The sequence below is a fragment of the Brachybacterium alimentarium genome, assembly GCF_002332425.1.
GTDB lineage: Bacteria > Actinomycetota > Actinomycetes > Actinomycetales > Dermabacteraceae > Brachybacterium > Brachybacterium alimentarium.
In genome coordinates this window covers 146,342-169,849 of sequence record NZ_NRGS01000025.1, presented here as the reverse complement: position 1 = coordinate 169,849, position 23,508 = coordinate 146,342, and the positions used below count along the sequence as shown (strand labels likewise).

The window sequence follows — 23,508 nt, the reverse complement described above, 5'->3', positions numbered from 1 at the left end:
GATATCAAACAACACGCGCACTCAGAACTCCGAGCCATCAGGCTCTTTGCTCCGGGGCAACCCTTATAACTTAGGGGTTCCGGTTCTCCATGTCAACTCGGAGGGAAGTGATCCGCGCCTCGCCGATCTCCGGAGAGATCCTCCGTGCCTGGTCAGGAGTGGAATCTCGGGACAGCCTCTCGGCCGCTCCTCGTTCCCGTTCTCCCGGGCACAAGGAAGAACATTACGCAGATCCAGTGGCGGCGTCAAGCTGGAACGGCCCTTCCGGCGGTGTCCTGCGCCACACACCGGGCCACCTGGACGAACACCCTGGTCAGGAGCTCATCTCGGGCCACCGTCGCCGTCCAGGGCGTCCGTGCCGGCGCGCTTGCTGCTCGGCGGCGTCCCACCGCGCCCGCTCAGCGCGGGGGCACGACTCCTCGGTGGAGGGCGACGATCCCCCCGGTGAGGTTTTGGAACTGGGTCCGCGCCAGTCCGATGGCCTCCATACGGCGGCGCAGGGTCTCCTGGTCCGGCCATTCGAGGATCGACTCCGCAAGGTAGTCGTAGGCCTCTGCGCTCGGGACCACCCGTCGTGCCATGGCCGGGAGCGCGCGCAGCAGGTACTTCTCGTACGCCTTGCGCCCGACGCGCGATGTGGGAGTGGAGAACTCGCAGACCACGACCCGCCCTCCGGGCCGGACCGCACGGACCATCTCGGCCAGCGCTCGCTCCGGGGTCTGCACGTTGCGCAGTCCGAAGGAGATGACGGCTGCGTCGAAGGAGCCGTCAGCGAAGGGCAGGCTCTGGGCGTCCGCTCCGATGAACGGCACCGGCGCCCCGCGGCGTCTGCCCTCGGTCATCATCCCCAGGGAGAAGTCCGCGGCGACCACCCGAGCACCCGCCCGCGCGATCGCCGTCGACGAGGTCCCGGTGCCGGCGGCGAGATCGAGGACCTCGTCCCCCGGCTGGATGTCGAGCGCGTCGACCATGGCGCTCCGCCACAGTCGTACCTGGCCCAGTGCGGCGACGTCGTTGACGAGGTCGTAGCGCGTCGCGATGCTGTCGAACATCCCGGCGACGTCGTACGGCTGCTTGTCGAGATCTGCTCGGGTCATGCTCCGATCCTGCCATGTGCACCGTCCCACGACGGACCGTTCTCGAGGGACGGCCGCTCCCCTGGCAGGATATGAGGCGGGGCCGGCGGATTCGCCGTCGGCACCGGTCCACGCATCACGAGGAGTTACCGATGTCCGATGCCCGCACCGCTCGAGCCGATACGATCCGCGGCCTGTCGATACCCCAGGAGATGCTTCCCGGGGACGGTCGCTTCGGTTCCGGTCCGTCCCGCATCCGCGACGCTCAGATGGAAGCCCTGAGCTCGGTCTCCCGCACGGTCATGGGGACGTCGCACCGGCAGGCGCCCGTCAAGCAGTACGTCGGCCGCATCCGTGCCGGGCTGCGCGAACTCTTCTCGCTGCCCGAGGGCTACGAGGTCGTTCTCGGCAACGGCGGTTCCACGGCCTTCTGGGGCGTCGCCGCCTGCGGCCTGGTCGAGCAGCGCGCTCAGAACCTGGTGCTCGGGGAGTTCTCGCAGAAGTTCGCCACCGAGCTCACCGCCGCTCCGCACCTCCGGGAGCCGGAAGTCGTCGCCGCGACGCCCGGCGCGCTCCCGGTGCCTGTCGCCCGGGACGACGTCGATGCCTACGCGTGGCCGCACAACGAGACCTCGACGGGTGTGATGGTCCCCGTGCAGCGCCCCGAGGGCGCCCGGCCCGATCAGCTCGTGCTGGTCGACGCCACCTCGGCCGCCGGCGGCGCGATGGTCGACATCACCCAGACCGACGCGTACTATTTCGCCCCGCAGAAGGCATTCGCCTCCGACGGCGGGCTGTGGCTGAGCATCCTCTCCCCCGCCGCGATCGAGCGTGCCGAGCGCCTCGCCGCCGACACTTCGCGGTGGATCCCCTCGTTCCTCTCCCTCACCAGCGCGATCGACAACTCGCGCAAGGACCAGACTCTCAACACCCCGGCCGTCGCGACCCTCGTGCTGATGGCTGAGCAGATCGAGTGGATGCTGGAGCAGGGCGGCCTGACGTGGGCGGACTCCCGCACCCGCACCACCAGCGGCATGCTGCAGGACTGGGCCGCCCGCCGCGACGAGGTCACGCCGTTCGTCACCGACCCCGGTGCGCGCTCGCAGGTCGTGACCACCCTGGACGTCGACGACGAGATCGACGCGACGGCCCTCACGACAGTGCTGCGACAGCACGGCGTCGTGGACGTGGAGCCGTACCGCAAGCTGGGCCGCAACCAGCTGCGCATCGCGACCTTCCCCGCCGTGGGCGAGGAGGACGTGGCCGCGCTGATCGCCGTCCTGGATCACCTGCTGGACCAGAGCGCCTGACCTCCTCCTGACCGCAGTGCATGCAGTACATGCAGTGCGGCCTGCGGGCGAAGGGCACGAGCACGAGGGCCGGACCACCTCCGCGGTGGTCCGGCCCTCGTGCAGGCAGCCGGCGGTCGGTCGGTGCACCGGTGGTCCGCTCGACCGGGACAGCACCGGCGGGCCTGAGGGTGTGCTCAGTCCGGTGACGAGAAGAGGGTGTCGCGCAGCAGTTCGGTCGCTGCCCGCAACGATTCCTGCTGGGCAGGTCCGGCCGCTTCGATCCGGGAGCGGAGCCAGGCATCGCGCTCGGCACGGCCGCGCACCACGACCTCCTCGCCGATCGTCGTGAGGGTCACCTGCACCTGCCGGCCGTCGCCCGGATGCGCCACGCGGTCCACGAAGCCGGCTGCTTGGAGCCGCCCCAGGAGTCGTGTCATCACCGGTGGACTGACGTGTTCGAAGTCCGCCAGGGTGCCGGGCGTCGACGGACCCGAGCGCTGCAGATAGGCGAGCACGGAGTACTGGGAGGCGGAGACGTCGTCGGATGCCGTGCGCGCACGCAGGACCCGTGAGGAGACCAGCAGGACCCGGCGCAGATCGGCCGCGAGCTCGGCGACCTCCTCCTGCGCCGTCTCCTCGGCAGCGCTCGGAGGCGGCGCTGCGTCGGCCGGGTCCTCCCGCCTCCCGGGGCTCACAGCAGGAGTCCCTCGATCGCGCCCCGCAGGAAGTAGGCGATGAAGAGGGCAGCGATCACGTACATCAGCCAGTGCACCTGGCGGGCCTTGCCGCGCACCACCCGGATGAGCACGTACATGAGGAACCCTGCTCCCATGCCCACGGTGATGGAGTACGCGAAGGGCATCAGGATGATCGTGAGGAACGCCGGGATCGCGACCTCGACATCGGTGAAGTCGATGTCCGTCACCTGGGTCATCATGAGGAAGCCGACCATCACCAGTGCGGGCGTGGCGGCCTCGTAGGGCACGAGCGCCACGAGCGGGGAAAGGAAGGTGGTCGCGAGGAAGGCGATGCCCACGACCACGGAGGCGAGACCGGTGCGCGCTCCCTCGGCGACTCCCGAGGTCGATTCGACGAAGCTGGTGTTCGAGGAGACGCCGCCGACACCGCCGGCGATCGCCGCGATCGAGTCGACCACGAGGATCTTCTGGGAGCCCTCGATCTCACCGTCCTCGTCGACGAGGTCGGCACCGGACGCCACGGCGACCATCGTGCCCATGGTGTCGAAGAAGTCCGCCAGCAGCAGGGAGAAGACGATGACGATCGCGCCGATGCCACCGGCTGCGGTCACGCCGCCGATCGGGTCGACGGTGAACAGCGTGGCGAAGTCAGGGGCCTTGATCGGGAACTCGGTGAGAGCGGGGACGTTCATCGCCCAGCCGCCCGGATTGCCACCGGCACCGGACTCATCGGCCGGGGAGAATCCGCCCAGGTGCAGGACCCGCTCGAGGACGATCGCGAGCACGGTCGCCACGACGATGGCCAGGAGGATCGAGCCGGGTACCTTGCGCACCCACAGCACGAACATCAGCAGCAGGCCCACCACGAACACCAGCGTCGGCCAGCCGGTGAGCGAGCCGTCGTTGCCCAGCTGCACCGGGGTGCCCGACGCGGTGGTCACGAACTTCGCGTTGAACAGGCCCAGGAACGCGATGAACAGGCCGATGCCGACGGCGATCGCGGTCTTGAGGAACGGGGGCACGGCGCTGAAGACGGCTTTGCGGAAACCGGTGAGCACGAGCCCGAGGATGACGACGCCCTCGAGGAGCACCAGACCCATGGCCCCGCCCCAGGTCATGCCGGGCAGCGGCACCACCGAGTAGGCCACGTAGGCGTTCAGCCCCAGTCCGGTCGCCAGGGCGAGCGGGAACTTCGCCCATGTGCCCATGAAGATGCTGAGCAGCCCGGCGATCAGGGCGGTGCCCGCAGCGACCGCGGCGAGGTTGGGCTCGTCCCCTCCTCCGAGGAACTTGCCCGTCGAGTCTGGCACGGTGCCGATGATCAGCGGGTTCAGCACCACGATGTAGCACATCGAGAAGAACGTGACCAGGCCACCACGGATCTCGCGGGCCACGCTCGAGCCACGTTCGGAGATCTTGAAGAAGCGGTCGAGACCGTTGCGGGGCGCCGCTGGCGCGACGGGGGACGGAGACGAGGAGGAGTCTGCCTTCTGCATGGGAATGATCGTATCCGCCCGGTCGCGGCGCGGCCTCTCCCTCCTCCTCTCGTCAGCTGTGAGGTACGACCGGGTTCTGTGCCGCGAGCGAGTGCTGGAACCGGTAGTAGTCGCTGAGCTCCAGCTGTGAGGCGGCCGCCTCATCGATCACGACGAGGACCTCCGGGTGCAGCTGGAGGCTGGTGGCCGGCCAGCGGGCGCTGATCGCTCCCTCGACGAGCTGCGCGACCGCCGCGGCCTTGCCCTCCCCGGACGCCGTGAGCACGATGCGCCGGGCATCCCTGATCGTGCCCAGGCCCTGGCTCAGCGCGCGCACGGGCACCTCGGAGACGTCACCGAAGAAACGGGCGTTGTCCTGGATGGTCCCCTGGGTCAGGCCCACGACATGCGTGCGGGAGGCGAGCGAGCTGCCGGGCTCGTTGAAGGCGATGTGGCCGTTGGAGCCGATGCCGAGGATCTGCAGATCCACGCCGCCGGCCTCGCGGATCTTCTCGTCATAGGCCGCGGCCTCGGCCGCGGGGTCCTCGGCGCTGCCGTCCGGCGAGACGACGGCGGCGTCGTCGATGTCGATGTGCGACGTGAAGTTCTCGCGGATGAATCGGTGGTAGCTCTGCTCGTGCCCGGCGGCCAGGCCCACGTACTCATCGAGCAGGAAGGCCCGGCTGCCGGCGAAGGAGAGCCCCTCCTCACGATGGCGACGGATCAGCTCCGTGTACGCCGGGACCGGCGAGGAGCCGGTGGCCAGGCCGAGCGCGGCGCCGGACCCCGCGGCCCCGCGCAGGGTGCTCTCGATGGCGTCAGCGACCGCCTTCGCGCCCTCGGAGGCGTCGGCGACGATATGGATCTCCATGCGGTCCTGCCCTTCCGGCCGTATCCCTCCACACGAGATGTTTCCGCCTGCGGATGGTCGACCCTGCTCGTTCAATGCCAGAAACGATCATACTCGGTCATTCGCGATGAGCGCGCCCGCGTCGGCCACGAGCACCGCATGACGAAGCACTGCCACGACGAAGCACCGCCACGCCTCGCGTGACGGTGCTTCGTGGTGCCTGCGGGCGGGAGGAGGCGATCAGTCCGCGCCTCCCGACCGGATCACTTCTTCTTGCCGGAGTTCGCGGCGTACTCGAACGCTGCGCGAGGGGTCGAGGACTGCGGGATGCCCACGATGTCCCGACGCGAGATCAGGTTGCTCGCCCACCCGGCGATGACGGCGGCCTTCCGGCCCAGCGTCGGCATCGCGTAGACGTGGTAGGCGCGCGCCATCGCCCAGGCCGGGAGCCCGCGGATGTCGAGCTCCTTGTCGGCCACGTTGAGGCGGCCGACGCCCTTGTACATGCCCAGGGTCGCCATGACACCGAGGTTCTTGTGGTAGTAGTCCACCAGCGGCCGGCCCTGCACAGAACGGGCGATGTTGTCGGCGACGCGCTTGCCCTGCCGCACGGCGTGCTGGGCATTGGGCGGGCAGAACTTGCCCTCGCCGGACGCCAGGTCCGGGACGGCGGCGCAGTCGCCACCGACGAAGACGTTCTCGAGCGGGCCGTCGGCGCCGTTGACCCGCAGATCGGCCAGCGCCTCGAGCTTGCCCATCATGGGGCCGCGCTCGGTGATGACCGGCAGATCGGAGGACTCGTCGTCGGAGAGCACCGGGTTGGGCTTCACGCCGGCGTTCCAGACCAGCAGACCGGTCTCGAACTCGTCGCCGTCGCTGGTCTTGATGAGACCGTCCTCGGCCGAGTTGAGGAAGGTCTCGAGCTTGACCTCGATGCCGCGCTCGCGCAGCTGGTTCAGCACGTACGCGCGCTGGTCCTCGGTGAGCTCGGGGAACACGAAGGGCGCCGCGTCGATGAGCACGAAGCGGATGTCCGACGCGTGCAGATCGGGGTAGTAGCGCAGTGCATCGCGCACCATGTCCTCGGTCTCTGCGATCGCCTCGCCACCGGCGAAGCCGCCGCCGATGAACGTGAAGGTGAGCAGACGCTTGCGGATCTTCGGATCCTTGGTGGAGGCGGCCTCGGCGAGGTTCGCGAGGATGCGATCGCGAACGGTGATCGCCTCCTCGACCTGCTTGAAGCCGATCGCGTTCTCCGCGAGGCCCGGGATGGGCAGCAGGCGCGGGACGGAGCCGAGACCGACGACGAGGTAGTCGTAGGAGATCTCGAGCTGCACGTCCTCCTCGATGGTCACCACGACGGTGTTCTCCGCGCTGCGGATCTGCGAGACAGCACCGGTGACGACCTTGGCGCCCGCGAGCACCTTGCGCAGGGGCGCGAGGACGTTGCGAGGATCGATGCTGCCCGCGCCGACCTCGGGGAGGAAGGGCGCGTAGGTCATGTACGGGCGCGGGTCGACGACCGTGATCGCAACCTCCGTGCCGAGCGTCTTGCGCAGATCGGACGCAGTCGTCAGGCCGACGGAACCGCCGCCGAGGATCAGGACATGGGGCTTACCGCCGAAAGTGGTGTTCATGGACCACAGCCTAGAACCGAGGAGCCCTGCTGACAAAAACGACGCGCTCCGTGGACGCGCTCCGTGGACACTTCTGCGACGGTCCCGGCGGGCTCTGCTCCGGGGAGGCGGCGGCCCGGGATCAGGACCGGTGGTCCAGCAGGTCCCGCGCGATCCCGTCGAGGATGTCGTGCTCGCTGGTGCGGGTCCGGGTGATGCCGGCCGCCGCAGAGACCCGCTGGACGATCCGCGCCCAGATCAGAGCACCCGCGCCGATCACGTCGATGCGCCCGGGGTGGATGATGCGGTGCGCGGAACGCTGCTCGCGGGTCATGCCCAGCAGCTCGTGACAGAGGCGGGTGACGTCCTCGACGGCGAGGGCCGCCCCGTGTGTGAGGTCGGGTCGGTATTCCTCGTGGCCCTGGGCGACGGCAGTGACGGTCGTCACGGTCCCGGCGACACCGATGAGCACGGTCGCCCGGTCCAGGGGGACCTCGGCGGCGGCGAGATCCAGGAGCTCGTCGATGTCCGCAGTCGCGGACGCGATCTGCTCGGCCGACGGCGGATCGCTGACCAGGTGGCGCTCGGTCAGCCGGACCGAGCCCATGTCGAGGCTGATGCGGTGGGTCGGAGTGGTGGTGCCGAGCACCAGCTCGGTCGAGCCGCCGCCGATGTCCACCACCAGCCGCGCTCCCTCGTCGGGCAGGTCCGGGAGGGTGCTGACCGCTCCCAGGAAGGAGAGCGCAGCTTCCTCCGCGCCGCTGATCACCTCCGGCGTGACGCCGAGGATCTCGCGGATCCCCTCGATGAACTCGTCGCGGTTCGAGGCGTCGCGCGTCGCGGACGTCGCCACGAAGCGCACCGCGCCGGGTGCCACGCCGTGCTGATCGATCAGGCGCCGGTAGCCGCGTGCGGCCTCCAGGGTGCGCTCGATCGCGACCGGGTCGAAGCGTCCGGTGCGGTCCACCCCGAGTCCCAGGCGCACCATCTCCAGGCGTCGCTCGAGCTCGACGACCTCGCCGGTGCTCTCGTCCTGACGGACGATCAGCAGTCGGATCGAATTCGTCCCGCAGTCGATCGCTGCGACGGGCGCGCTCATCGGCCCTCCCCCGTTCCTGCCGTCTCCTGCGTCGTTGCGTGCAGCTCTGCGGTCCCGTCGACGTCCGCATCGCACCGGCACACCAGCTCCGGAAGCACTCCGTCGATCGTCGCGAGGACCTCGTCGGCCACCGGGTTGATGCCAGGCCCCTCGGCGAGGGCCTGCCCGGCCACGGCGTGCAGGCACTTCACGCGGGTGGGCATCCCGCCGGCGCTCACGTGGCGGACCTCCTCGGCGTCACCGATCTCGGCCCGCCGGGCGAGATAGCGCTCGTGCGCCCGCTGGTATCCGGCGGCCAGCTCCTCGTCGGCGGCGAGCCGCTCGGTCAGGTCGGCCATCGTGCCGGTGGCCTCGATGCGGGAGATGTCCAGCGTGAGCCAGGGCAGCGTGAGGTAGAGCGAGGTGGGGAACGGAGTGCCGTCCTCGAGCCGCGGGGACGTGCGCACCACGGCCGGGCGGCCGCAGCCGCAGCGTCGGGCGATCGAGACCACCCCGCGCATGTCCCGGCCCAGCTGACCCCTCATCACCTCGAGATCGTGCTCTGTCGCGGGAGTCTCGTAGGGAAGGGGCGGGAGTGCAGTCACTGGTCGGCGTCCTGATCGGTCGAATCGTCGGCGGGATCCTCGTCGGAGACGTCGTCGTCGGTCGAGCCGGTCTCGTCGGGGATGTCCTCGGGGGTCAATCTGCTGGAACCCTCGACGCTCTTCCAGAGCGTCGAGAACCACTCGCCCTCCTGGGCCTGCTCCGCGGCCTGCTCGGCCTCGGTCTGCGGGACGTCGTGCCCGGAGGTGTCGGTGAGCCGGTACTGGGTCTCCCCCGGCATCGCGAACAGCAGCCGCTCGCGGGCGCGGGTGGCGACGAACGCGGGATCCTCCCAGCGGGCGACCTGCTCGCGCAGGGTCTCCACGTCCTTCTCCTGGTTCCCGACCTGGGTCTGGAGCTCGGAGAGCTGCTGGCGCTGGGCCACATAGGAGTTCACGGTGGGAACGAGCGCGGCGAGGGCGATCACCACCAGTGCCACCAGGGCCAGGGTGCGCCGGGTGATGGTCACGCCGGGGCCGTCCTGCTCGGGGCCGCGCGGCGCCGTGCTGCGGGGCCGGGAGGCCGACGCCGGGCCTCGACCACGCGAGCCCGCGGCGTTCTTGGTGCCGTGGCGCGAGGAGGCGGAGGCGGACCGGGCTCCCGGTCCTGCGGCCGGTCGTGCTCCGGGGCGACGGGCCCCGGACGCAGCGACCGGGCGCCTCGCTGATCGCGGGGCACCCGGTCGTCTGCTGCTCATGCTGAGAGGCTACAACGTCCTGCTGGACTCTCCCGAACTCTTGTGAGCTCTCAGGCGGAGAAGCGCGGGAACGCGGAGGCGCCGGCGTAGCGCGCGGCGTCGTCCAGCTCCTCCTCGATGCGCAGCAGCTGGTTGTACTTCGCCACTCGCTCGCCGCGGGCGGGAGCGCCCGACTTGATCTGACCGCAGTTCGTGGCCACGGCGAGGTCGGCGATGGTGGTGTCCTCGGTCTCACCGGAGCGGTGGGACATCATCGCCTTGAAGCCCGCGCGGTGCGCGAGGTCCACGGCGTCGAGGGTCTCGGAGAGCGTGCCGATCTGGTTGACCTTCACCAGCAGCGCGTTCGCGGAGCCCTCGGCGATGCCGCGGCCCAGACGCTCCGGGTTGGTCACGAACAGGTCGTCGCCGACGAGCTGGACCCGGGCGCCGACGCGCTCGGTCATGGCGTTCCAGCCCTCCCAGTCGTCCTCGTCCAGCGGGTCCTCGATGGAGACCAGCGGGTAGGCGTCCACGAGCTCGGCGTAGTAGTCGATCAGCTCGGTCGAGGTCTTCTTCTCGCCCTCGAAGAGGTACGAGCCGTCCTCGAAGAACTCGGAGGCGGCGACGTCGAGCGCGAGGGCCACGTCCTTTCCGGCCTCGTAGCCCGCCTTGCCGATGGCCTCCACGATCAGGTCGAGCGCGGCGCGGTTGGACTCGAGGTTCGGGGCGAAGCCGCCCTCGTCGCCGAGTCCGGTGGCCAGTCCGCGCTCCTTGAGCACGGACTTCAGCGCGTGGTAGACCTCGGCGCCGACGCGCAGCGCCTCGCTGAAGGTCTCCGCACCGATCGGCGCGATCATGAACTCCTGGATGTCGACGTTGGAGTCCGCGTGGGACCCGCCGTTGAGGATGTTCATCATCGGGACGGGCAGGATGTGGGCGTTCGGGCCGCCCACGTACTGGTACAGCGGCACGCCGGCCGAATCCGCGGCGGCACGGGCCACGGCGAGGGAGACGCCGAGGATGGCGTTCGCGCCGATCGCGCCCTTGTTCGTGGTGCCATCGGCCTCGAGCATGACCTGGTCGATCGCGCGCTGCTCCTGGACGTCCATGCCCAGGATCTTGGGCTGAATGTCGGTGATGACCGCGGAGACGGCCTCTTCGACACCCTTGCCGAGGTAACGGGACGAGTCGCCATCGCGACGCTCGACGGCCTCGAAGGCGCCGGTGGAGGCGCCGGAGGGCACTGCGGCGCGAGCCACGGTGTCGTCGGAGAGGAGGACCTCCACCTCGACGGTGGGGTTGCCGCGGGAATCGAGGATCTCGCGGGCGTGAACGGCATCGATCAGAGCTGCCATGGGCTGTTCCTTCCTTCAGGAGAAGTTCGGTCACGTCCGGTCGGCGCTGACCGTCCGCCGACCATCCTAGGCGGTTCTGGGCCGGAACGCCGCCGACGCCCGACCTGCTGCTCTCCCCGGCACTCTCCCTGGCGCTCTTCCAAGCGCTCTCCCTAGCGCTCTCCCTGGTTCCTCGCGGGTGCGGTGTCCGGGGGCGTCCGACGGGTGCCAGGGACGTCAGTGCGAGTCGGGACCGGCCTCGATCATGCTGCGGGTGCGGGCGAGCAGGGCACGCAGAGCGGTCTCGGGATCGTCGTCCCGCGCCTCGGCACGCACCGCGAGATCGAGCAGGTCACGGCCCAGGTCGGCGCCCCAGTCGAGGCCGTCGGCCGCGGCTGCGGCCTCGTCAGCGGCGGCGAGGAGCTCGTCGAGCCGGCCCTCGGAGCGGGCACGGTGCACGACCTTCGCCGCAGTCTGCAGCGAGGGCAGGTCCACGGGGATGCCCTCGAACCAGACCGGGCCCTGGGCGGCGATCGCTCCGGCCGCCTCGCGCTCGGCGGCCTTCACGGCGTGCCACTGAGCGACGATCTGCCCGACGTCCCCGCGGTCCTCGAGGGCGCGGTCCCGCCGCTCGCCGAAGATATGGGGATTGCGCCGCTCCATCTTCGCCGTGAATGCGCGCGCCACATCGTCGATGTCCCACGCCGGATCGGCCTCCTCCCCCACGCGAGCATGGAAGAGGATCTGGAACAGGAGGTCGCCGAGCTCGTCGCGCAGCGCCTGCGGTCCATGGGCCCCGGGATCGTCGATCACCTCGAGGACCTCGTAGGTCTCCTCGAGCAGGTACCGGGCCAACGAGGCGTGGCTCTGCTGATGGGTCCACGCGTCCCCGTCGGCGGCCCGGAGCGCCTCCATCACCTCGACCGCACGCAGCAGGGCGCTCCCGCGCGGCGCGGGGGGCTCCCCGGCGCCTGCGGCACCCGCGGCACCTGCGGCACCTGCTGCATCGGCGGCGTGAGCGGGACGCGTGCCATGGACTGCACGCGCCGCATCGTCGGGAGCGGTCGCGGGAGGCTGCTGCGGATCGGTCACGGGAGCGAGGCTACTTCGCCTCGCCCTGCACCGTCGGCCGGGAGATCGAGTCGGCCGCCGAGGGGATCAGCGTGCGCATCACCTCGCGCGCCCATTCCAGCAGCTCGTGGTCACGCAGCTCCGTGCCCCCGAACCGTGAGGTCATGGGCCGGGGCACGAGCACCTGGCGGGTGGCGGGCTTCAGCATCGTGCCCGGGTAGAGGCGCTTCATGCGCATCGCGGCGGAATCCGGGACGTCGAGGTGGGCGAAGCGGATCATCTTGCCCTGTGCCTGCACCTCGTCGATCCCGGCGCTGCGGGCATCGATCCGGAAGCGCGCGACGTCCAGGAGCACCTCCACGGGCGCCGGCGGCGTGCCGTAGCGGTCGGTGAGCTCGGCGCGGATCTGCTCGATCTCGGACATCTCCCGCACCGCGGACAGCTTCGAGTAGGCCTCCAGGCGGAGCCGCTCGGAGCCGATGTAGTCGTGCGGGACGTGCGCATCCAGCGGGAGCTCGACCCGGATCTCCTTCTCGGGAGCGGAGGATTCACCGCGGAACGCCGCCACGGCCTCCCCCACCATCCTCACGTACAGGTCGAAGCCGACCCCGGCGATGTGCCCGGACTGCTCGCCGCCGAGCAGGTTGCCGGCGCCGCGGATCTCGAGATCCTTCATCGCCACCTGCATGCCGGCACCGAGATCCGTGTTGGTCGCGAGCGTGGTGAGGCGATCGTGCGCGGTCTCCGTGAGCGGCTTGGACCCGTTGTAGAGGAAGTACGAGTAGGCGCGCTCGCTCGAGCGGCCCACGCGTCCGCGCAGCTGGTGCAGCTGGGAGAGGCCGAACTTGTCGGCGTTCTCCACGATCAGGGTGTTCGCGTTGGCGATGTCCAGACCGGTCTCGACGATCGTGGTGCACACCAGCACGTCGAAGTCGCGCTCCCAGAAGTCGATGATGACCCGCTCGAGCTGGGTCTCGTTCATCTTGCCGTGGGCGACCTGCACTCGGGCATCGGGCACCAGCTCGCGCAGGTGCGCGGCGACCCGGTCGATGTCCTCGACGCGGTTGTGGATATAGAAGACCTGGCCCTCGCGCAGGAGTTCGCGACGGATCGCGGCGGCGACCTGCTTGTCCTCCTGGGCGCCGACGTAGGTCAGGACGGGATGGCGCTCCTCGGGCGGGGTGGCCAGGATCGACATCTCGCGGATCCCGGTGACGGCCATCTCGAGCGTGCGCGGGATCGGGGTGGCGGACATCGCCAGCACGTCCACGTCGGTGCGCAGCGCCTTGAGGGTCTCCTTGTGCTCGACGCCGAAGCGCTGCTCCTCGTCGATGATCAGCAGGCCCAGGTCCTTGAACCGCACCTGCCCGGTGAGCAGACGGTGGGTCCCGATGACGATGTCGACGCTGCCGTCGGCGACGCCCTCGATGGTCTGCTGCGAATCCGCTGCGCTCTGGAAGCGCGAGAGGCCGCGCACGGTGACGGGGAAGCCCGTGTACCGCTCGGCGAAGGTGTCCAGATGCTGCTGAGCGAGCAGCGTGGTCGGAGCCAGCAGGGCGACCTGCTTGCCGTCCTGGACGGCCTTGAACGCCGCTCGCACCGCGATCTCCGTCTTGCCGTAGCCGACGTCACCGAGGATCAGACGGTCCATCGGGACGGTCTTCTGCATGTCGGACTTGACGTCCTCGATGGTGACCAGCTGATCGGGGGTCTCGACGAACTCGAAGGCGTCCTCGAGCTCACGCTGCCACGGCGTGTCCGGCCCGAAGGCATGGCCGGGGGCGGACTGCCGAGCCGAGTACAGGCGCACCAGCTCGTCGGCGATCTCCCGGATCGCCTTGCGGGCGCGGGACTTGGTCTTGGCCCAGTCCGAGCCGCCCATGCGGTTGACGCTGGGCTCCTCGCCGCCCACGTACTTCGTGACCTGGTCCAGCTGATCGCTGGGGACGTACAGCCGGTCGCCGGGCTGACCTTTCTTCGAGGCCGCGTACTCGATGACCAGGTACTCGCGCGTGGTGCGCTTCGCCCCGGTGCCCACGGTGCGGCTGGTCATCTCCACGAATCGGCCCACCCCGTGATGGGCATGGACGACGTGGTCGCCGGGACGCAGCTGCAGCGGATCGACGACGTTGCGCCGCCGCGAGGGCATCTTGCGATCCTCGGCGCGACGCGCTCCGGACTTGCCGGTGAGGTCCCGCTCCGAGGCGAGGATCAGGCGCAGGTCATCGACGATGAGCCCGTCGGGGAACGGGCCGACGGTCACGACGGCCTCGCCGGGCGCGACATGGCCCTCGAGATCGTGGGAGAACACCGCCGGCATGCCCTCCGCGCGGAGGTTCTCCGTCACGTGCCGGGCACCTCCGGGGCCCACCATCGTGGCGACGACGCTCCACCCGTCCTGCCGTCGGCGCTCGAGATCCTTCGCCGCGTCGCCGGGCTTGCCGGAGTACCCGGGGTGGGTGTGGGAGGTGGAGGTGAGATCGAGATCGGGGTCGAGGCCGAAGGGGGCCAGGGTGAACCAGGCGCGGCCGCCCTCGCGGGCGTGGCCCTTGGCCTCCGAGAGCGGGACGAAGCTCGCATCGCCCACGTCGATCGGCAGGCCTCCCCCGGCAGCGGCGCTGGACCAGGCCGCGGCGAGGAACTCCTCGGTGGTCGCGACCAGCTCCTCCGCGCGCGAGCGGGTCTTCTCGGGATCCAGGACGAGGAAGCGGGCGTTCTCGGGGAGGACGTCGGCGACCTGCTCCATGCCGTCGACCAGCACGGGGCTGAGGGACTCCATGCCGTCGGCCGCGATCCCGTTCGCGATGCGCAGCAGCAGGTCACGGGCGCCGGGGAGCTCCTCGGCCATCGCCCGGGCGCGATCGCGCACCTCGGGGGTCAGCAGGATCTCGCGGCAGGGCGGGGCGTCGAGCCCTCCCGGCGCCGGGTCCAGCGAGCGCTGATCGGCGATCGAGAAGTACCGCACCTCGTCGATCTCGTCCCCGAAGAGATCCACGCGCAGCGGATGCGGCTCGGTGGGCGGGAAGACGTCGAGGATGCCTCCGCGCACGGCGAACTCCCCGCGCTTCTCGACCATGTCCACCCGCACGTAGGCGGCGTCGACGAGGTCGCGCACGATCTCGTCGAGGGGGTAGGTGTCCCCCACGTCCGCGCGCAGCGGGCGCAGATCGCCCAGACCCTTCGCGATCGGCTGGAGCAGCGAGCGCACGGGCATCAGCAGCACGTGGACGGGCGTCTCCGTCTCCGGGTGCGCGATGCGACGCAGGGTGGCCAGGCGCTTGGCCACCGTGTCAGCGCGCGGGGACAGCCGCTCGTGCGGCAGCGTCTCCCAGGCGGGAAGCTCGGCGACGTGGTCGGTGCCGATCAGGGCGGACAGCGCCGCCCGCAGGTCCTCGAGCGCCCTGGTGGTGGGGGTGACCACGATCAGCGGGCGCTCGGCGCTCGCCTCTCGCGCGAGGTCGGCGACGGCGAAGGGGAACAGACCGGTGGGCGCGACGATGCTGCCGTCCTCGCCGGAGCTCTCGCCGTCCTGGACGAGAGTGCGCAGGGCGGTCAGATCCCGACCAGCGGCCAGCTGGTCCAGCAGCGGGAGGAGGGGGTGCAGCGGGGTCTGCGTCGGGGCGGTGGCGGAGGTGGTGGTCATCGTGCCTCTCGGGAGTGGAATCGCTGCTGGGCCGCGGTGAGTCCCTCGAGGACCACGGACTCGACAGCATCTGCTGCGTCCGAGATCAGCAGGTCCAGCGACCTGCGCTCGGTGGTGCTGAACGGGGCGAGCACATGGTCGGCCGTGTCCCGGCCTCCGACCGGACGGCCGACGCCGACCCGCACCCGCAGGTAGTCCTTGGTGCCCAGGGCCCTGGTGAGGTCGCGCAGGCCGTTGTGGCCGCCCTCGCCGCCGCCGAGCTTGAGCCGTACGGCGTCGAACGGGATGTCGACCTCGTCATGGACCGCGACCACCCGCTCCGGAGGGACGTCGTAGTAGGCCGCGAGCGCCTTCACCGGGCCGCCGGAGACATTCATGTAGGTGGTCGTCTTGGCGAGGATGACACGCGCATCGGAGCCGGGAGTGCCCAGGCGGCCCTCCAGCACCACAGCCTGCGCGCGGCGCGCTGCGGCGAAGCGGCCGCCCGCGGCACCGGCGATGTGGTCCAGCACCATCTGACCGATGTTGTGCCGGGTCGCGGCGTACTTCGCCCCGGGATTGCCCAGCCCCACCACCAGGTACGGTCCGGCGCGGCGATCGCTCACGGTCATGGCCTGCTCCTCGCTGCAGCGTCGACGCCGGATCCGGGACTCGCTCCTGCCCGGTACGGCCTGATGGCCCGCGGCGCAGCACCTCGCGCGCCCGACAGGGCCTCGAACACAGTACCGGGGCGCCGCGCAGTGCGCGACGCCCCGGTGCTGAAGGTGTGAGCAATCGAGCGGGCGGTCCACGTCGCGGGGCGACGTAGGTCTCCGCTCGTGCGGGTCACTCCTCCTCGGCGGACTCCTCGGTGGGCTCGGCGCCCTCCTCGGCCTCCTCGGTCTCGTCGGTCTCCTCCTCCACGCGGGGCAGGGCGACGCTGGCGACGAGGATCTCCACGTCGGTGACGAGCTCGGTGCCCTCGGGCAGCGTGACATCGCCGGCGAAGACCTGGAAGCCGTCCTCGGAGCCGTCGACGTCGACATCGACCTGCTCGGGAACGTTCAGGGCGTCGACCAGGAGGGTCAGGTGCTGCAGGTCGACGTAGGCGTCGGCCGGGGCGACGGGCTCGCCGTGCAGGACGACGGGGATCTCGACCTCGACCTTCTCGCCCTTGCGGACGGTGATCAGGTCGAGGTGGTTCAGGTTGCGCTTGAGCGGGTGACGCTGGATCTCCTTGATCAGCGCCAGCTGCTTCTTGCCCTCGGGCAGCGCGAGCTCGAGCAGGGCGTTGGGGTTGCGCGCGATCAGCGCGGTCTCGTGGCCCGGGAGGGAGAGGTGGATCGGGGCCTCGCCGTGGCCGTACAGGACGGCCGGGACACGGCCCTCGACGCGCAGGCGGCGCGCAGCGCCCTTGCCGAAGTCCTCGCGCTGTTCGACGTTCAGCTTCTCAGCCATGGTGGTGCTCCTCGTGATGCGGTTGCTCGACGATGAGCGACGCCACGGGGCACAGGAGGAGTCCTCCCGTTCACCGCACCGCGTCGATCACGGAGGGGCCAGTGCCCGCTCCCTCGCCGAAGTGACCCGGTGAGATTAGCACGCAGCAGGCACCGTGGCCGCACGGACGTGACGCCCGTCGCCGCTGCGGCGGGAACGCGAAGGGCCCGCCTCCCGGAGGAGGCGGGCCCTTCAGAAGGCACGAGCGCGCTGGAGGCTCCTCGGAGCTCTCAGACCTCACCGTCGAACAGGCTGGTGACGGACCCGTCGTCGAAGACGGCGCGGATGGCGCGGGCCAGCAGCGGCGCGATCGACAGCTGCGTGAGGCGGTCGAACTGCTTCTCCGGCGGCACCGGCAGCGTGTTCGTGCACACGACCTCGCGCACCGAGCTGGCCTTCAGGCGCTCGGTCGCGGGATCGGACAGGATCGGATGCGTGGTGGCGATCACGACGCTGGCCGCACCGTTGGCGATCAGGGCGTCCGACGCCTGCACGATGGTGCCGGCGGTGTCGATCATGTCGTCGACGAGGATGCAGGTCTTCCCGGTGACCTCGCCGATCACGCGCTTGGCGACGGCCTGGTTCGGGCGCTCGGGATCACGCGACTTGTGGATGAACGCGAGGTTCACGCCGCCGAGCTTCTTCGCCCACTGCTCAGCGACGCGGATGCGGCCGGCGTCGGGCGAGACCACGGCGATGTCCTCATCGCCGTACTTGTCCTGGATGTACTCCGCGAGGATCGGCAGCGCCATCAGGTGGTCGAGCGGGCGGTTGAAGTAGCCCTGCACCTGCGGAGCATGGAGGTCGACGGAGATCATGCGGTCCACGCCGGAGGTCTCGTAGAGATCCGCCATCAGACGGGCGGAGATCGGCTCGCGGCCGCGATGCTTCTTGTCCTGGCGGGCATAGGGGAAGCTCGGGGCCACGGCGGTGATCCGCTTGGCCGATGCGCGTTTGAGCGCATCGATCATGATCAGGTGCTCCATGACCCACGTGTTGATCGGCGCGGGGTGGGACTGCAGGACGAAGACATCGGTGCCGCGCACGGACTCGCCGTAGCGCACGTAGATCTCCCCGTTGGCGAAGTCCCATGCGTCCATCGGGAGGATCTCGACGCCGAGCTCGTCGGCGACCTCCTGGGCGAGGACCGGGTGGGCCCTGCCGGAGGCGAGAACCAGGCGCTTCTCCCCCGTGGTGACGATTCCGCTCATCGCTGCTCGTGCTCCTTGTGCTCATCGGCGACTGGTGTGGCAGGCGCATCGGCAGCGGACCTGTCTGATGAGCCGAGTGCGGCACGTGCTGCCGCCTCGGCCGCGGTCCCCGCACGGCGTCGCAGGGTCCATCCTTCCATGTTCCGCTGCGAGACCGCGCTGACGGCCAGCGCGCCCGCGGGCACGTCCTTGCGCACCGTGGTCCCGGCACCGGTCGCCGCGCCGTCGCCGATGGTGACGGGGGCGACGAGCACGTTGTCCGAGCCGACGCGCACATGCCTGCCGACCGTGGTGCGGTGCTTCTCGACGCCGTCGTAGTTGGCGAAGATCGTGGCCGCGCCGATGTTCGTGCCCTCGCCGATCTCGGCATCGCCCACGTAGCTGAGGTGAGGGACCTTGGCGTCCTCGCCGATCGTGGCGTTCTTGGTCTCGACGAAACCGCCGATCTTGCCCTTCGCGCCGAGGTCCGTGCCGGGCCGCAGGTAGGAGAAGGGGCCGACGGAGGCATGCGCGCCGATCACGGCGAGGACCGTGTGCGAGCGCACCACCTCGGCGCCCTCGGCGACCTCGGTGTCGCGCAGCGTGGAGTCAGGGCCGACGAGGGCCTGCTCGCCGATGTCGGTCGCACCGAGGAGCTGCACGCCCGGGAGGATGGTCGCGTCCTGACCGATCGACACCTCCGCATCGATCCAGGTGGTCGAGGGATCGACGATCGTGACCCCGGCGCGCATGTGGCGCTCGAGGGTGCGACGGTTCATCTCGGCGCCGAGCTGGGCGAGCTGGACACGGTCGTTGACGCCCTCGACCATCATCACGTCGTCGGTGACGAGGGCGTGCACGGAGCGGCCGTCGGTGCGCGCGATGGAGAGCACGTCGGTGAGGTACATCTCGCCCTGGGCGTTGTCGGTCCCGATGCGGGCCAGCGCATCGCGCAGCACGGCGAGGTCGAAGGCGTAGATGCCGGAGTTGATCTCGTCGATCCCGCGCTGCGCCTCGGTGGCGTCCTTGTGCTCGACGATGCCGAGCACCTCGGAGCCGTCCGGGCTGCGCAGGATGCGGCCGTAGCCCGTGGGGTCGGCCACGCGCGCGGTGAGCACGGTCGCGGCCGCCCCGGCGCTCTCATGCGCCCCGACCAGCTCGCGCAGGGTGGCAGGGTCCAGCAGCGGCACATCGCCGTAGGTCACCAGGACCGTTCCCTCGGAGGCGGAGACCTGCTCGAGGCCGCACTGCACGGCGCGGCCGGTGCCGGGGACCGCGTCCTGGTCGGCGACGGAGACCTCGGAGGCGTGCTCGGCCAGATGCTCGGCGACCAGGTCGCGCTCATGGCGCAGGACGACCACGAGCTCGGAGGGACTGGTTCCCTCCGCGGCGGTGACCGCGTGGACGAGGAGCGACCTGCCCCCGATCTCATGCAGGACCTTCGGTGTGCGGGACTTCATGCGAGTCCCGGCACCGGCGGCCAGAACGATGACAGCGACGGGTGCGGGGGAATCCACGTCGGCAGCTCCTCGGAATCGACGGGTGGTGTGCGGCGGCATCGTCGCCAGGACGATGGTCGTTCCGCCATCAGGACTCGAACCTGAAACTTCAGAACCAAAATCTGAGGTGTTGCCGATTACACCATGGCGGACCGTGCTGCAGGGAGCCGGGGCCCTCGGCGCAGCGCCCGCCGCGGAGCATGCGGACGTGAGGGACCGGCGCCGTGAGCGCGGGACCGATCCTATCCTCCGGAACGTCCTGCCCGGGCCGCTGCCAGCGACGCCCCGGGGTGCTCCTGGCCACGCCTGTGCGACACTCTCGCCATGGCGGAGAAGGGTGCTTCCCGAGGTCGGTCGACCCGGATGACAGGGCGCGAGCGGCGCGAGCAGCTCGTGGCGGTGGGCCGACAGGTCTTCGCCGAGAAGGGCTTCGACATGTCCAGCGTCGAGGAGATCGCCGCCCGCGCGACGGTCTCCAAGCCGATCGTCTACGAGCACTTCGGGGGCAAGGAGGGCCTGTACGCGGTGGTCGTGGACCGTGAGGTGAGCACTCTCCTGGCGGATCTCGAGCGCTCCCTCAGCGATCAGCGCGCCCATCCCCGTCTGCTCATGGAGCGGGCCGCGCTGGCCTTCCTGTCCTACATCGACGAGAACGAGGCCGGCTTCCGGATCCTCGTGCGCGACTCCCCCGTGAGCCAGGCCGGCGGCACGTTCTCCTCGCTGCTGACCGACGTCGCCCAACGGGTCGAGGACATCCTCGCCGCGCAGCTGAAGATGCACAGCTACCCCACGCGGGACGCCACGCTGTACGCGCAGATGCTCGTCGGCATGGTGGCGTACACCGGTCAGTGGTGGGTCGAGACCCGCACGCCGACCAAGGAGGTCGTCGCCGCGCGGATGGTGAACCTCTCCTGGTACGGACTGGTCGCTCTCCAGAAGGAGCCGACGCTCCGCCAGGACGCCCGCGGCTGATCCGGTGCGGGCGTCTGATCCGATGCGCTCTTCCGGTGCCGAGGCCCGGGGCCCGCAGGTCTCCTCCGCTCTCCACCGCTCTCCGCCGCTCCAGACCGTGGCACGCACCACGCGGGGCCGGGGCATCCTGTCTGTCCGATCGTCCCGACCCTAGACTCGGCCCATGCCCACGACTGCTGATGACGCCGCCGCGCCGTGCCTCGACGAGGTCGACCGGATCATCCAGGGCTGGGAACGGGCGCGCTCGGACCTCGACATCGAACCGCTTGCCGTGTTCTCCCGCATCTCGCGACTGGCCCGCTACCTCGAGACCGCACGCCGCGAGTCCTTCGCCGCCGCCGGTCTCGAAGGCTGGGAGTTCGACATGCTCTCCGCCCTTCGGCGCAGCGGCGACGACGCCCTCTCCCCCGGTGCGCTCATGCATCAGACCCTCGTGACCAGCGGCACCATGACCACGCGCATCGACAAGCTCGTCGCCCGGGGCCTGGTCAGCAAGAACCGCAGCCCGCGCGACGGCCGCGCCGTCGAGGTGCGCCTGCAGCCCGACGGGGTCTCCCGGGTCGACACGGCGATGGAGAGCCTGCTCTCCGCGGAGCGCCGGCTGCTGCAGCCGCTCAGCGCGCAGGGCCAGTCCGCCCTCGCCAGCACGCTGCGCTCGCTGCTGCTGACCTTCGAGGCGGACGAGTCGTGAGCCCGCTGATCGCTTCGGCGTCCGCTCTCGCGCCGGACCGTGCAGTATCCGTGGGCGCCACGCGTGCGACCTCGAGGCCGTCGGCCTGTCGCCGCCCGCGCTCTATCCCTCCTGATCTCCCGCCGCCCGTGCTCTAGCTGGTCGAGCTGGTCAGGCAGGTCGAGCTGGTCGGGCAGGTCGGGCTTCTCGCGCTGCTCTCGGGACCGTGCTCCCGCGGCGCCAGCCGCTCGGCCCGCCGGCTCTCCGGCCCACCAGCTTTCCGGCCCGCCAGCTTTCCGGCTCGTCGGCTCCCAGGCCCGCCGCCTCTCCGGACCGCCAGCCCACCGGCTCTCCACCACGTCGGCTCCGCTCCATCTGTGAAGGACGCACCACCCCATGGCTCATATGCTCGGCACCCAGTCCCTCCACGTCTCCCTCCCTGATCGCGTGCTGCTCGACGACGTCACGATCGGGATCGACGAGGGGGACCGCATCGGCGTCGTCGGACGCAACGGCGACGGCAAGTCGACGCTGCTGCGGATGCTCTCCCGGAGGCAGGGTCCCGATTCCGGGCGCGTCACGGTGCGCGGTGACGTGCGCGTCGGCGTGCTGGACCAGCAGGACGACGCCACGGCGAACACGACCGTGCGCGAGCGCGTGGTCGGCGACCGCCCCGAGTACGAGTGGGCCTCCGATCCCCGCATCCGAGACGTTCTGGCCGGCCTCCTGGACGAGGTCGACCTCGAGTCGAACCTCGCCGATCTCTCCGGCGGGCAGCTGCGCCGCGTGCACCTCGCCGAGCTCCTGGTGGGTGACTGGGACGTGCTGCTGCTGGACGAACCCACCAACCATCTCGACGTCGAGGGCATCGCCTGGCTGGCCGAGCACCTGCGTCGCCGCTGGAGCGGACGGGACGGCGGCCTCGTGGTCGTCACCCACGACCGCTGGTTCCTCGATGCCGTGTGCACTCGCATGTGGGAGGTGCATGACGGGATGGTCGAGCCGTTCGAGGGCGGCTACGCCGCCTATGTGCTGCAGCGCGTGGAGCGCGACCGCCAGGCCGCGACGATCGAGTCCAAGCGACAGAACCTCATGCGCAAGGAGCTCGCCTGGCTGCGCCGGGGCGCTCCCGCCCGCACGTCGAAGCCCAAGTTCCGGATCGACGCGGCCAATGAGCTGATCTCCGGCGAACCGCCCGTGCGCGACACGGTGGAGCTGACGCAGCTCGCGACCTCGCGACTGGGCAGGGACGTGCTCGACGTGCTGGACGTGGACGCGGGCTACGGCGACGTCCGCGTGCTGAACGACGTGACGCTCCACATCGGCCCCGCAGACCGGATCGGCGTCCTCGGCCCCAACGGCGCCGGCAAGTCGACACTGCTCGCCCTGATCACCGGCGACCTCGAACCGCAGGCCGGTCGCGTCAAGCGGGGCAAGACGGTCACGGTCCGTCAGGTCACGCAGCGGCTCGAGGGCCTGCAGGACCATCTGGACTCCCGGGTCAGCGATGTGGTGGGCAGGTACCGCACCACGTTCAAGGCAGGGAAGGACGAAGTCTCCCCCGGGCAGCTGCTGGAGCGCCTCGGCTTCACCGCTACACACCAGAAGGTCCTCGTCAAGGCACTCTCCGGTGGTCAGCAGCGGCGGCTGGACCTGCTGCTCACGCTCCTCGAGGAGCCGAACGTGCTGGTCCTGGACGAGCCGACGAACGACATGGACACCGACATGCTCGCGGCCATGGAGGATCTGCTGGACACCTGGCCCGGCCCGCTGATCGTGGTATCCCACGACCGGTACCTGCTCGAGCGCATCACGGATATCCAGTACGCGGTGCTCGACGGGACCGTTCGGCACGTGCCCGGTGGCGTGGAGCAGTACCTGAAGCTGCGGTCCGAGTCCGAGGCGACGACAGCCGGTCAGGCCAGCCGGGCGTCCGGCTTCGCGCCGGCCAAGGGCTCCTCATCGAGTCAGGAGTCCTCCGGCGGAGCTGCCGGAGCTGCCGGAGCTGCCGGCTCTGAGGGGTCCGACGGATCGGCGGCGTCGGGAGCGTCGGCCGGAATCTCCGGTGCGCAGGCCCATGCCGCTCGCAAGGAGTTGAGCGCGGCCGAGCGTCGCATGGAGAAGCTCACCGGGCAGACCAAGAAGCTGCACGAGAAGCTCGCGACTCACGACCAGTCGGACTACCAGGGGCTGCAGTCGATCACCGATGAGCTGCGTGACATCGAATCGGAGATCGAGACGCTCGAGGAGCGGTGGCTGGAGCTCTCCGAGATCATCGGCTGAGCGGCC

19 protein-coding genes and 1 tRNA gene are annotated in these 23,508 nt (G+C 70.3%); 4 read left to right on the top strand and 16 right to left on the bottom strand.

The genetic code is table 11. From position 1 onward, the window contains the following. Window positions 1-398 precede the first annotated feature (398 nt). The gene (locus tag CIK71_RS14650; protein ID WP_096166409.1) at window positions 399-1,097 is read right to left on the bottom strand and encodes a demethylmenaquinone methyltransferase; all 699 of its coding nucleotides are present in this window, start codon (window positions 1,095-1,097) and stop codon (window positions 399-401) included. Between the two features lie 131 nt (window positions 1,098-1,228). Here CIK71_RS14650 and serC point away from each other — a divergent pair, with 131 nt between their 5' ends. Next, a complete protein-coding gene (serC, locus tag CIK71_RS14645) occupies window positions 1,229-2,386 on the top strand; it encodes a phosphoserine transaminase (protein WP_096166408.1) in 1,158 nt (385 codons plus the stop codon). Between the two features lie 176 nt (window positions 2,387-2,562). Here serC and CIK71_RS14640 read toward each other — a convergent pair whose 3' ends face one another. The 15 genes from CIK71_RS14640 to CIK71_RS14570 all read right to left on the bottom strand — a co-directional run bounded on the left by CIK71_RS14640 (window position 2,563) and on the right by CIK71_RS14570 (window position 19,729). Next, window positions 2,563-3,063 (bottom strand): MarR family winged helix-turn-helix transcriptional regulator, encoded by a 501-nt coding sequence (locus CIK71_RS14640; RefSeq protein WP_096166407.1) that lies wholly within the window; start codon window positions 3,061-3,063, stop codon window positions 2,563-2,565. After that, window positions 3,060-4,562, bottom strand: a complete 1,503-nt coding sequence (locus tag CIK71_RS14635) for an NCS2 family permease (protein ID WP_096166406.1) — start codon at window positions 4,560-4,562, stop codon at window positions 3,060-3,062. The genes CIK71_RS14640 and CIK71_RS14635 overlap by 4 nt, the downstream gene beginning before the upstream one ends. 52 nt (window positions 4,563-4,614) lie before the next feature. Continuing rightward, window positions 4,615-5,412 (bottom strand): glucosamine-6-phosphate deaminase, encoded by a 798-nt coding sequence (gene nagB, locus CIK71_RS14630; RefSeq protein WP_096166405.1) that lies wholly within the window; start codon window positions 5,410-5,412, stop codon window positions 4,615-4,617. A 242-nt stretch (window positions 5,413-5,654) separates the two neighbouring features. Next, window positions 5,655-7,028: an NAD(P)/FAD-dependent oxidoreductase gene (locus CIK71_RS14625; protein ID WP_096166404.1), complete on the bottom strand. Its 1,374-nt coding sequence runs from the start codon at window positions 7,026-7,028 to the stop codon at window positions 5,655-5,657. Between the two features lie 121 nt (window positions 7,029-7,149). Beyond that, window positions 7,150-8,106: a Ppx/GppA phosphatase family protein gene (locus tag CIK71_RS14620; protein WP_096166403.1), complete on the bottom strand. Its 957-nt coding sequence runs from the start codon at window positions 8,104-8,106 to the stop codon at window positions 7,150-7,152. Further along, a complete protein-coding gene (locus CIK71_RS14615; protein ID WP_096166402.1) occupies window positions 8,103-8,690 on the bottom strand; it encodes a DUF501 domain-containing protein in 588 nt (195 codons plus the stop codon). Before CIK71_RS14615 ends, CIK71_RS14620 begins: the two co-directional genes overlap by 4 nt. Beyond that, window positions 8,687-9,385, bottom strand: a complete 699-nt coding sequence (locus CIK71_RS17790) for an FtsB family cell division protein (RefSeq protein ID WP_176485661.1) — start codon at window positions 9,383-9,385, stop codon at window positions 8,687-8,689. The genes CIK71_RS14615 and CIK71_RS17790 overlap by 4 nt, the downstream gene beginning before the upstream one ends. A gap of 50 nt (window positions 9,386-9,435) precedes the next feature. Continuing rightward, on the bottom strand, window positions 9,436-10,719 hold the full coding sequence (gene eno / locus CIK71_RS14605; RefSeq protein ID WP_096166401.1) for a phosphopyruvate hydratase: 1,284 nt from the start codon (window positions 10,717-10,719) through the stop codon (window positions 9,436-9,438). A 216-nt stretch (window positions 10,720-10,935) separates the two neighbouring features. Further along, complete coding sequence (locus tag CIK71_RS14600) at window positions 10,936-11,790, bottom strand: MazG nucleotide pyrophosphohydrolase domain-containing protein (RefSeq protein ID WP_245857613.1); 855 nt, start codon at window positions 11,788-11,790, stop codon at window positions 10,936-10,938. A 10-nt stretch (window positions 11,791-11,800) separates the two neighbouring features. After that, window positions 11,801-15,412, bottom strand: a complete 3,612-nt coding sequence (mfd, locus tag CIK71_RS14595) for a transcription-repair coupling factor (RefSeq protein ID WP_096166400.1) — start codon at window positions 15,410-15,412, stop codon at window positions 11,801-11,803. Further along, the gene (gene pth, locus CIK71_RS14590; protein WP_096166399.1) at window positions 15,409-16,023 is read right to left on the bottom strand and encodes an aminoacyl-tRNA hydrolase; all 615 of its coding nucleotides are present in this window, start codon (window positions 16,021-16,023) and stop codon (window positions 15,409-15,411) included. Before pth ends, mfd begins: the two co-directional genes overlap by 4 nt. A gap of 214 nt (window positions 16,024-16,237) precedes the next feature. Continuing rightward, a complete protein-coding gene (locus CIK71_RS14585) occupies window positions 16,238-16,849 on the bottom strand; it encodes a 50S ribosomal protein L25/general stress protein Ctc (protein ID WP_096166398.1) in 612 nt (203 codons plus the stop codon). Window positions 16,850-17,118: 269 nt separating this feature from the next. Beyond that, a complete protein-coding gene (locus tag CIK71_RS14580) occupies window positions 17,119-18,099 on the bottom strand; it encodes a ribose-phosphate diphosphokinase (RefSeq protein ID WP_096166397.1) in 981 nt (326 codons plus the stop codon). After that, on the bottom strand, window positions 18,096-19,637 hold the full coding sequence (gene glmU, locus CIK71_RS14575) for a bifunctional UDP-N-acetylglucosamine diphosphorylase/glucosamine-1-phosphate N-acetyltransferase GlmU (RefSeq protein WP_096166396.1): 1,542 nt from the start codon (window positions 19,635-19,637) through the stop codon (window positions 18,096-18,098). The genes CIK71_RS14580 and glmU overlap by 4 nt, the downstream gene beginning before the upstream one ends. A gap of 20 nt (window positions 19,638-19,657) precedes the next feature. After that, window positions 19,658-19,729: transfer RNA gene (locus CIK71_RS14570), tRNA-Gln, on the bottom strand. 172 nt (window positions 19,730-19,901) lie between these two features. On the opposite strand from CIK71_RS14570, the gene CIK71_RS14565 reads away from it, so the two are divergent. The 3 genes from CIK71_RS14565 to CIK71_RS14555 all read left to right on the top strand — a co-directional run bounded on the left by CIK71_RS14565 (window position 19,902) and on the right by CIK71_RS14555 (window position 23,502). Further along, entirely contained in the window at window positions 19,902-20,549 is a 648-nt protein-coding gene (locus CIK71_RS14565) for a TetR/AcrR family transcriptional regulator (protein WP_096166395.1), read from the top strand. A gap of 163 nt (window positions 20,550-20,712) precedes the next feature. Then, the gene (locus CIK71_RS14560) at window positions 20,713-21,240 is read left to right on the top strand and encodes a MarR family winged helix-turn-helix transcriptional regulator (RefSeq protein ID WP_096166394.1); all 528 of its coding nucleotides are present in this window, start codon (window positions 20,713-20,715) and stop codon (window positions 21,238-21,240) included. 375 nt (window positions 21,241-21,615) lie between these two features. Then, a complete protein-coding gene (locus tag CIK71_RS14555; RefSeq protein WP_096166393.1) occupies window positions 21,616-23,502 on the top strand; it encodes an ABC-F family ATP-binding cassette domain-containing protein in 1,887 nt (628 codons plus the stop codon). Window positions 23,503-23,508 lie beyond the last annotated feature (6 nt).

Excerpts from the sequence above, each read along its gene's own strand:
- CIK71_RS14555 (WP_096166393.1), top strand. The coding sequence starts at position 21,616 with ATGGCTCATATGCTCGGCACCCAGTCCCTCCACGTCTCCCTCCCTGAT.
- CIK71_RS14565 (WP_096166395.1), top strand. The coding sequence starts at position 19,902 with ATGGCGGAGAAGGGTGCTTCCCGAGGTCGGTCGACCCGGATGACAGGG.
- CIK71_RS14650 (WP_096166409.1), bottom strand. The coding sequence starts at position 1,097 with ATGACCCGAGCAGATCTCGACAAGCAGCCGTACGACGTCGCCGGGATG.
- serC (WP_096166408.1), top strand. The coding sequence starts at position 1,229 with ATGTCCGATGCCCGCACCGCTCGAGCCGATACGATCCGCGGCCTGTCG.
- CIK71_RS14620 (WP_096166403.1), bottom strand. The coding sequence starts at position 8,106 with ATGAGCGCGCCCGTCGCAGCGATCGACTGCGGGACGAATTCGATCCGA.
- glmU (WP_096166396.1), bottom strand. The coding sequence starts at position 19,637 with ATGCCGCCGCACACCACCCGTCGATTCCGAGGAGCTGCCGACGTGGAT.
- eno (WP_096166401.1), bottom strand. The coding sequence starts at position 10,719 with ATGGCAGCTCTGATCGATGCCGTTCACGCCCGCGAGATCCTCGATTCC.
- CIK71_RS14560 (WP_096166394.1), top strand. The coding sequence starts at position 20,713 with ATGCCCACGACTGCTGATGACGCCGCCGCGCCGTGCCTCGACGAGGTC.
- CIK71_RS17790 (WP_176485661.1), bottom strand. The coding sequence starts at position 9,385 with ATGAGCAGCAGACGACCGGGTGCCCCGCGATCAGCGAGGCGCCCGGTC.
- CIK71_RS14625 (WP_096166404.1), bottom strand. The coding sequence starts at position 7,028 with ATGAACACCACTTTCGGCGGTAAGCCCCATGTCCTGATCCTCGGCGGC.
- mfd (WP_096166400.1), bottom strand. The coding sequence starts at position 15,412 with ATGACCACCACCTCCGCCACCGCCCCGACGCAGACCCCGCTGCACCCC.
- CIK71_RS14585 (WP_096166398.1), bottom strand. The coding sequence starts at position 16,849 with ATGGCTGAGAAGCTGAACGTCGAACAGCGCGAGGACTTCGGCAAGGGC.
- CIK71_RS14635 (WP_096166406.1), bottom strand. The coding sequence starts at position 4,562 with ATGCAGAAGGCAGACTCCTCCTCGTCTCCGTCCCCCGTCGCGCCAGCG.
- pth (WP_096166399.1), bottom strand. The coding sequence starts at position 16,023 with ATGACCGTGAGCGATCGCCGCGCCGGACCGTACCTGGTGGTGGGGCTG.
- CIK71_RS14580 (WP_096166397.1), bottom strand. The coding sequence starts at position 18,099 with ATGAGCGGAATCGTCACCACGGGGGAGAAGCGCCTGGTTCTCGCCTCC.
- nagB (WP_096166405.1), bottom strand. The coding sequence starts at position 5,412 with ATGGAGATCCATATCGTCGCCGACGCCTCCGAGGGCGCGAAGGCGGTC.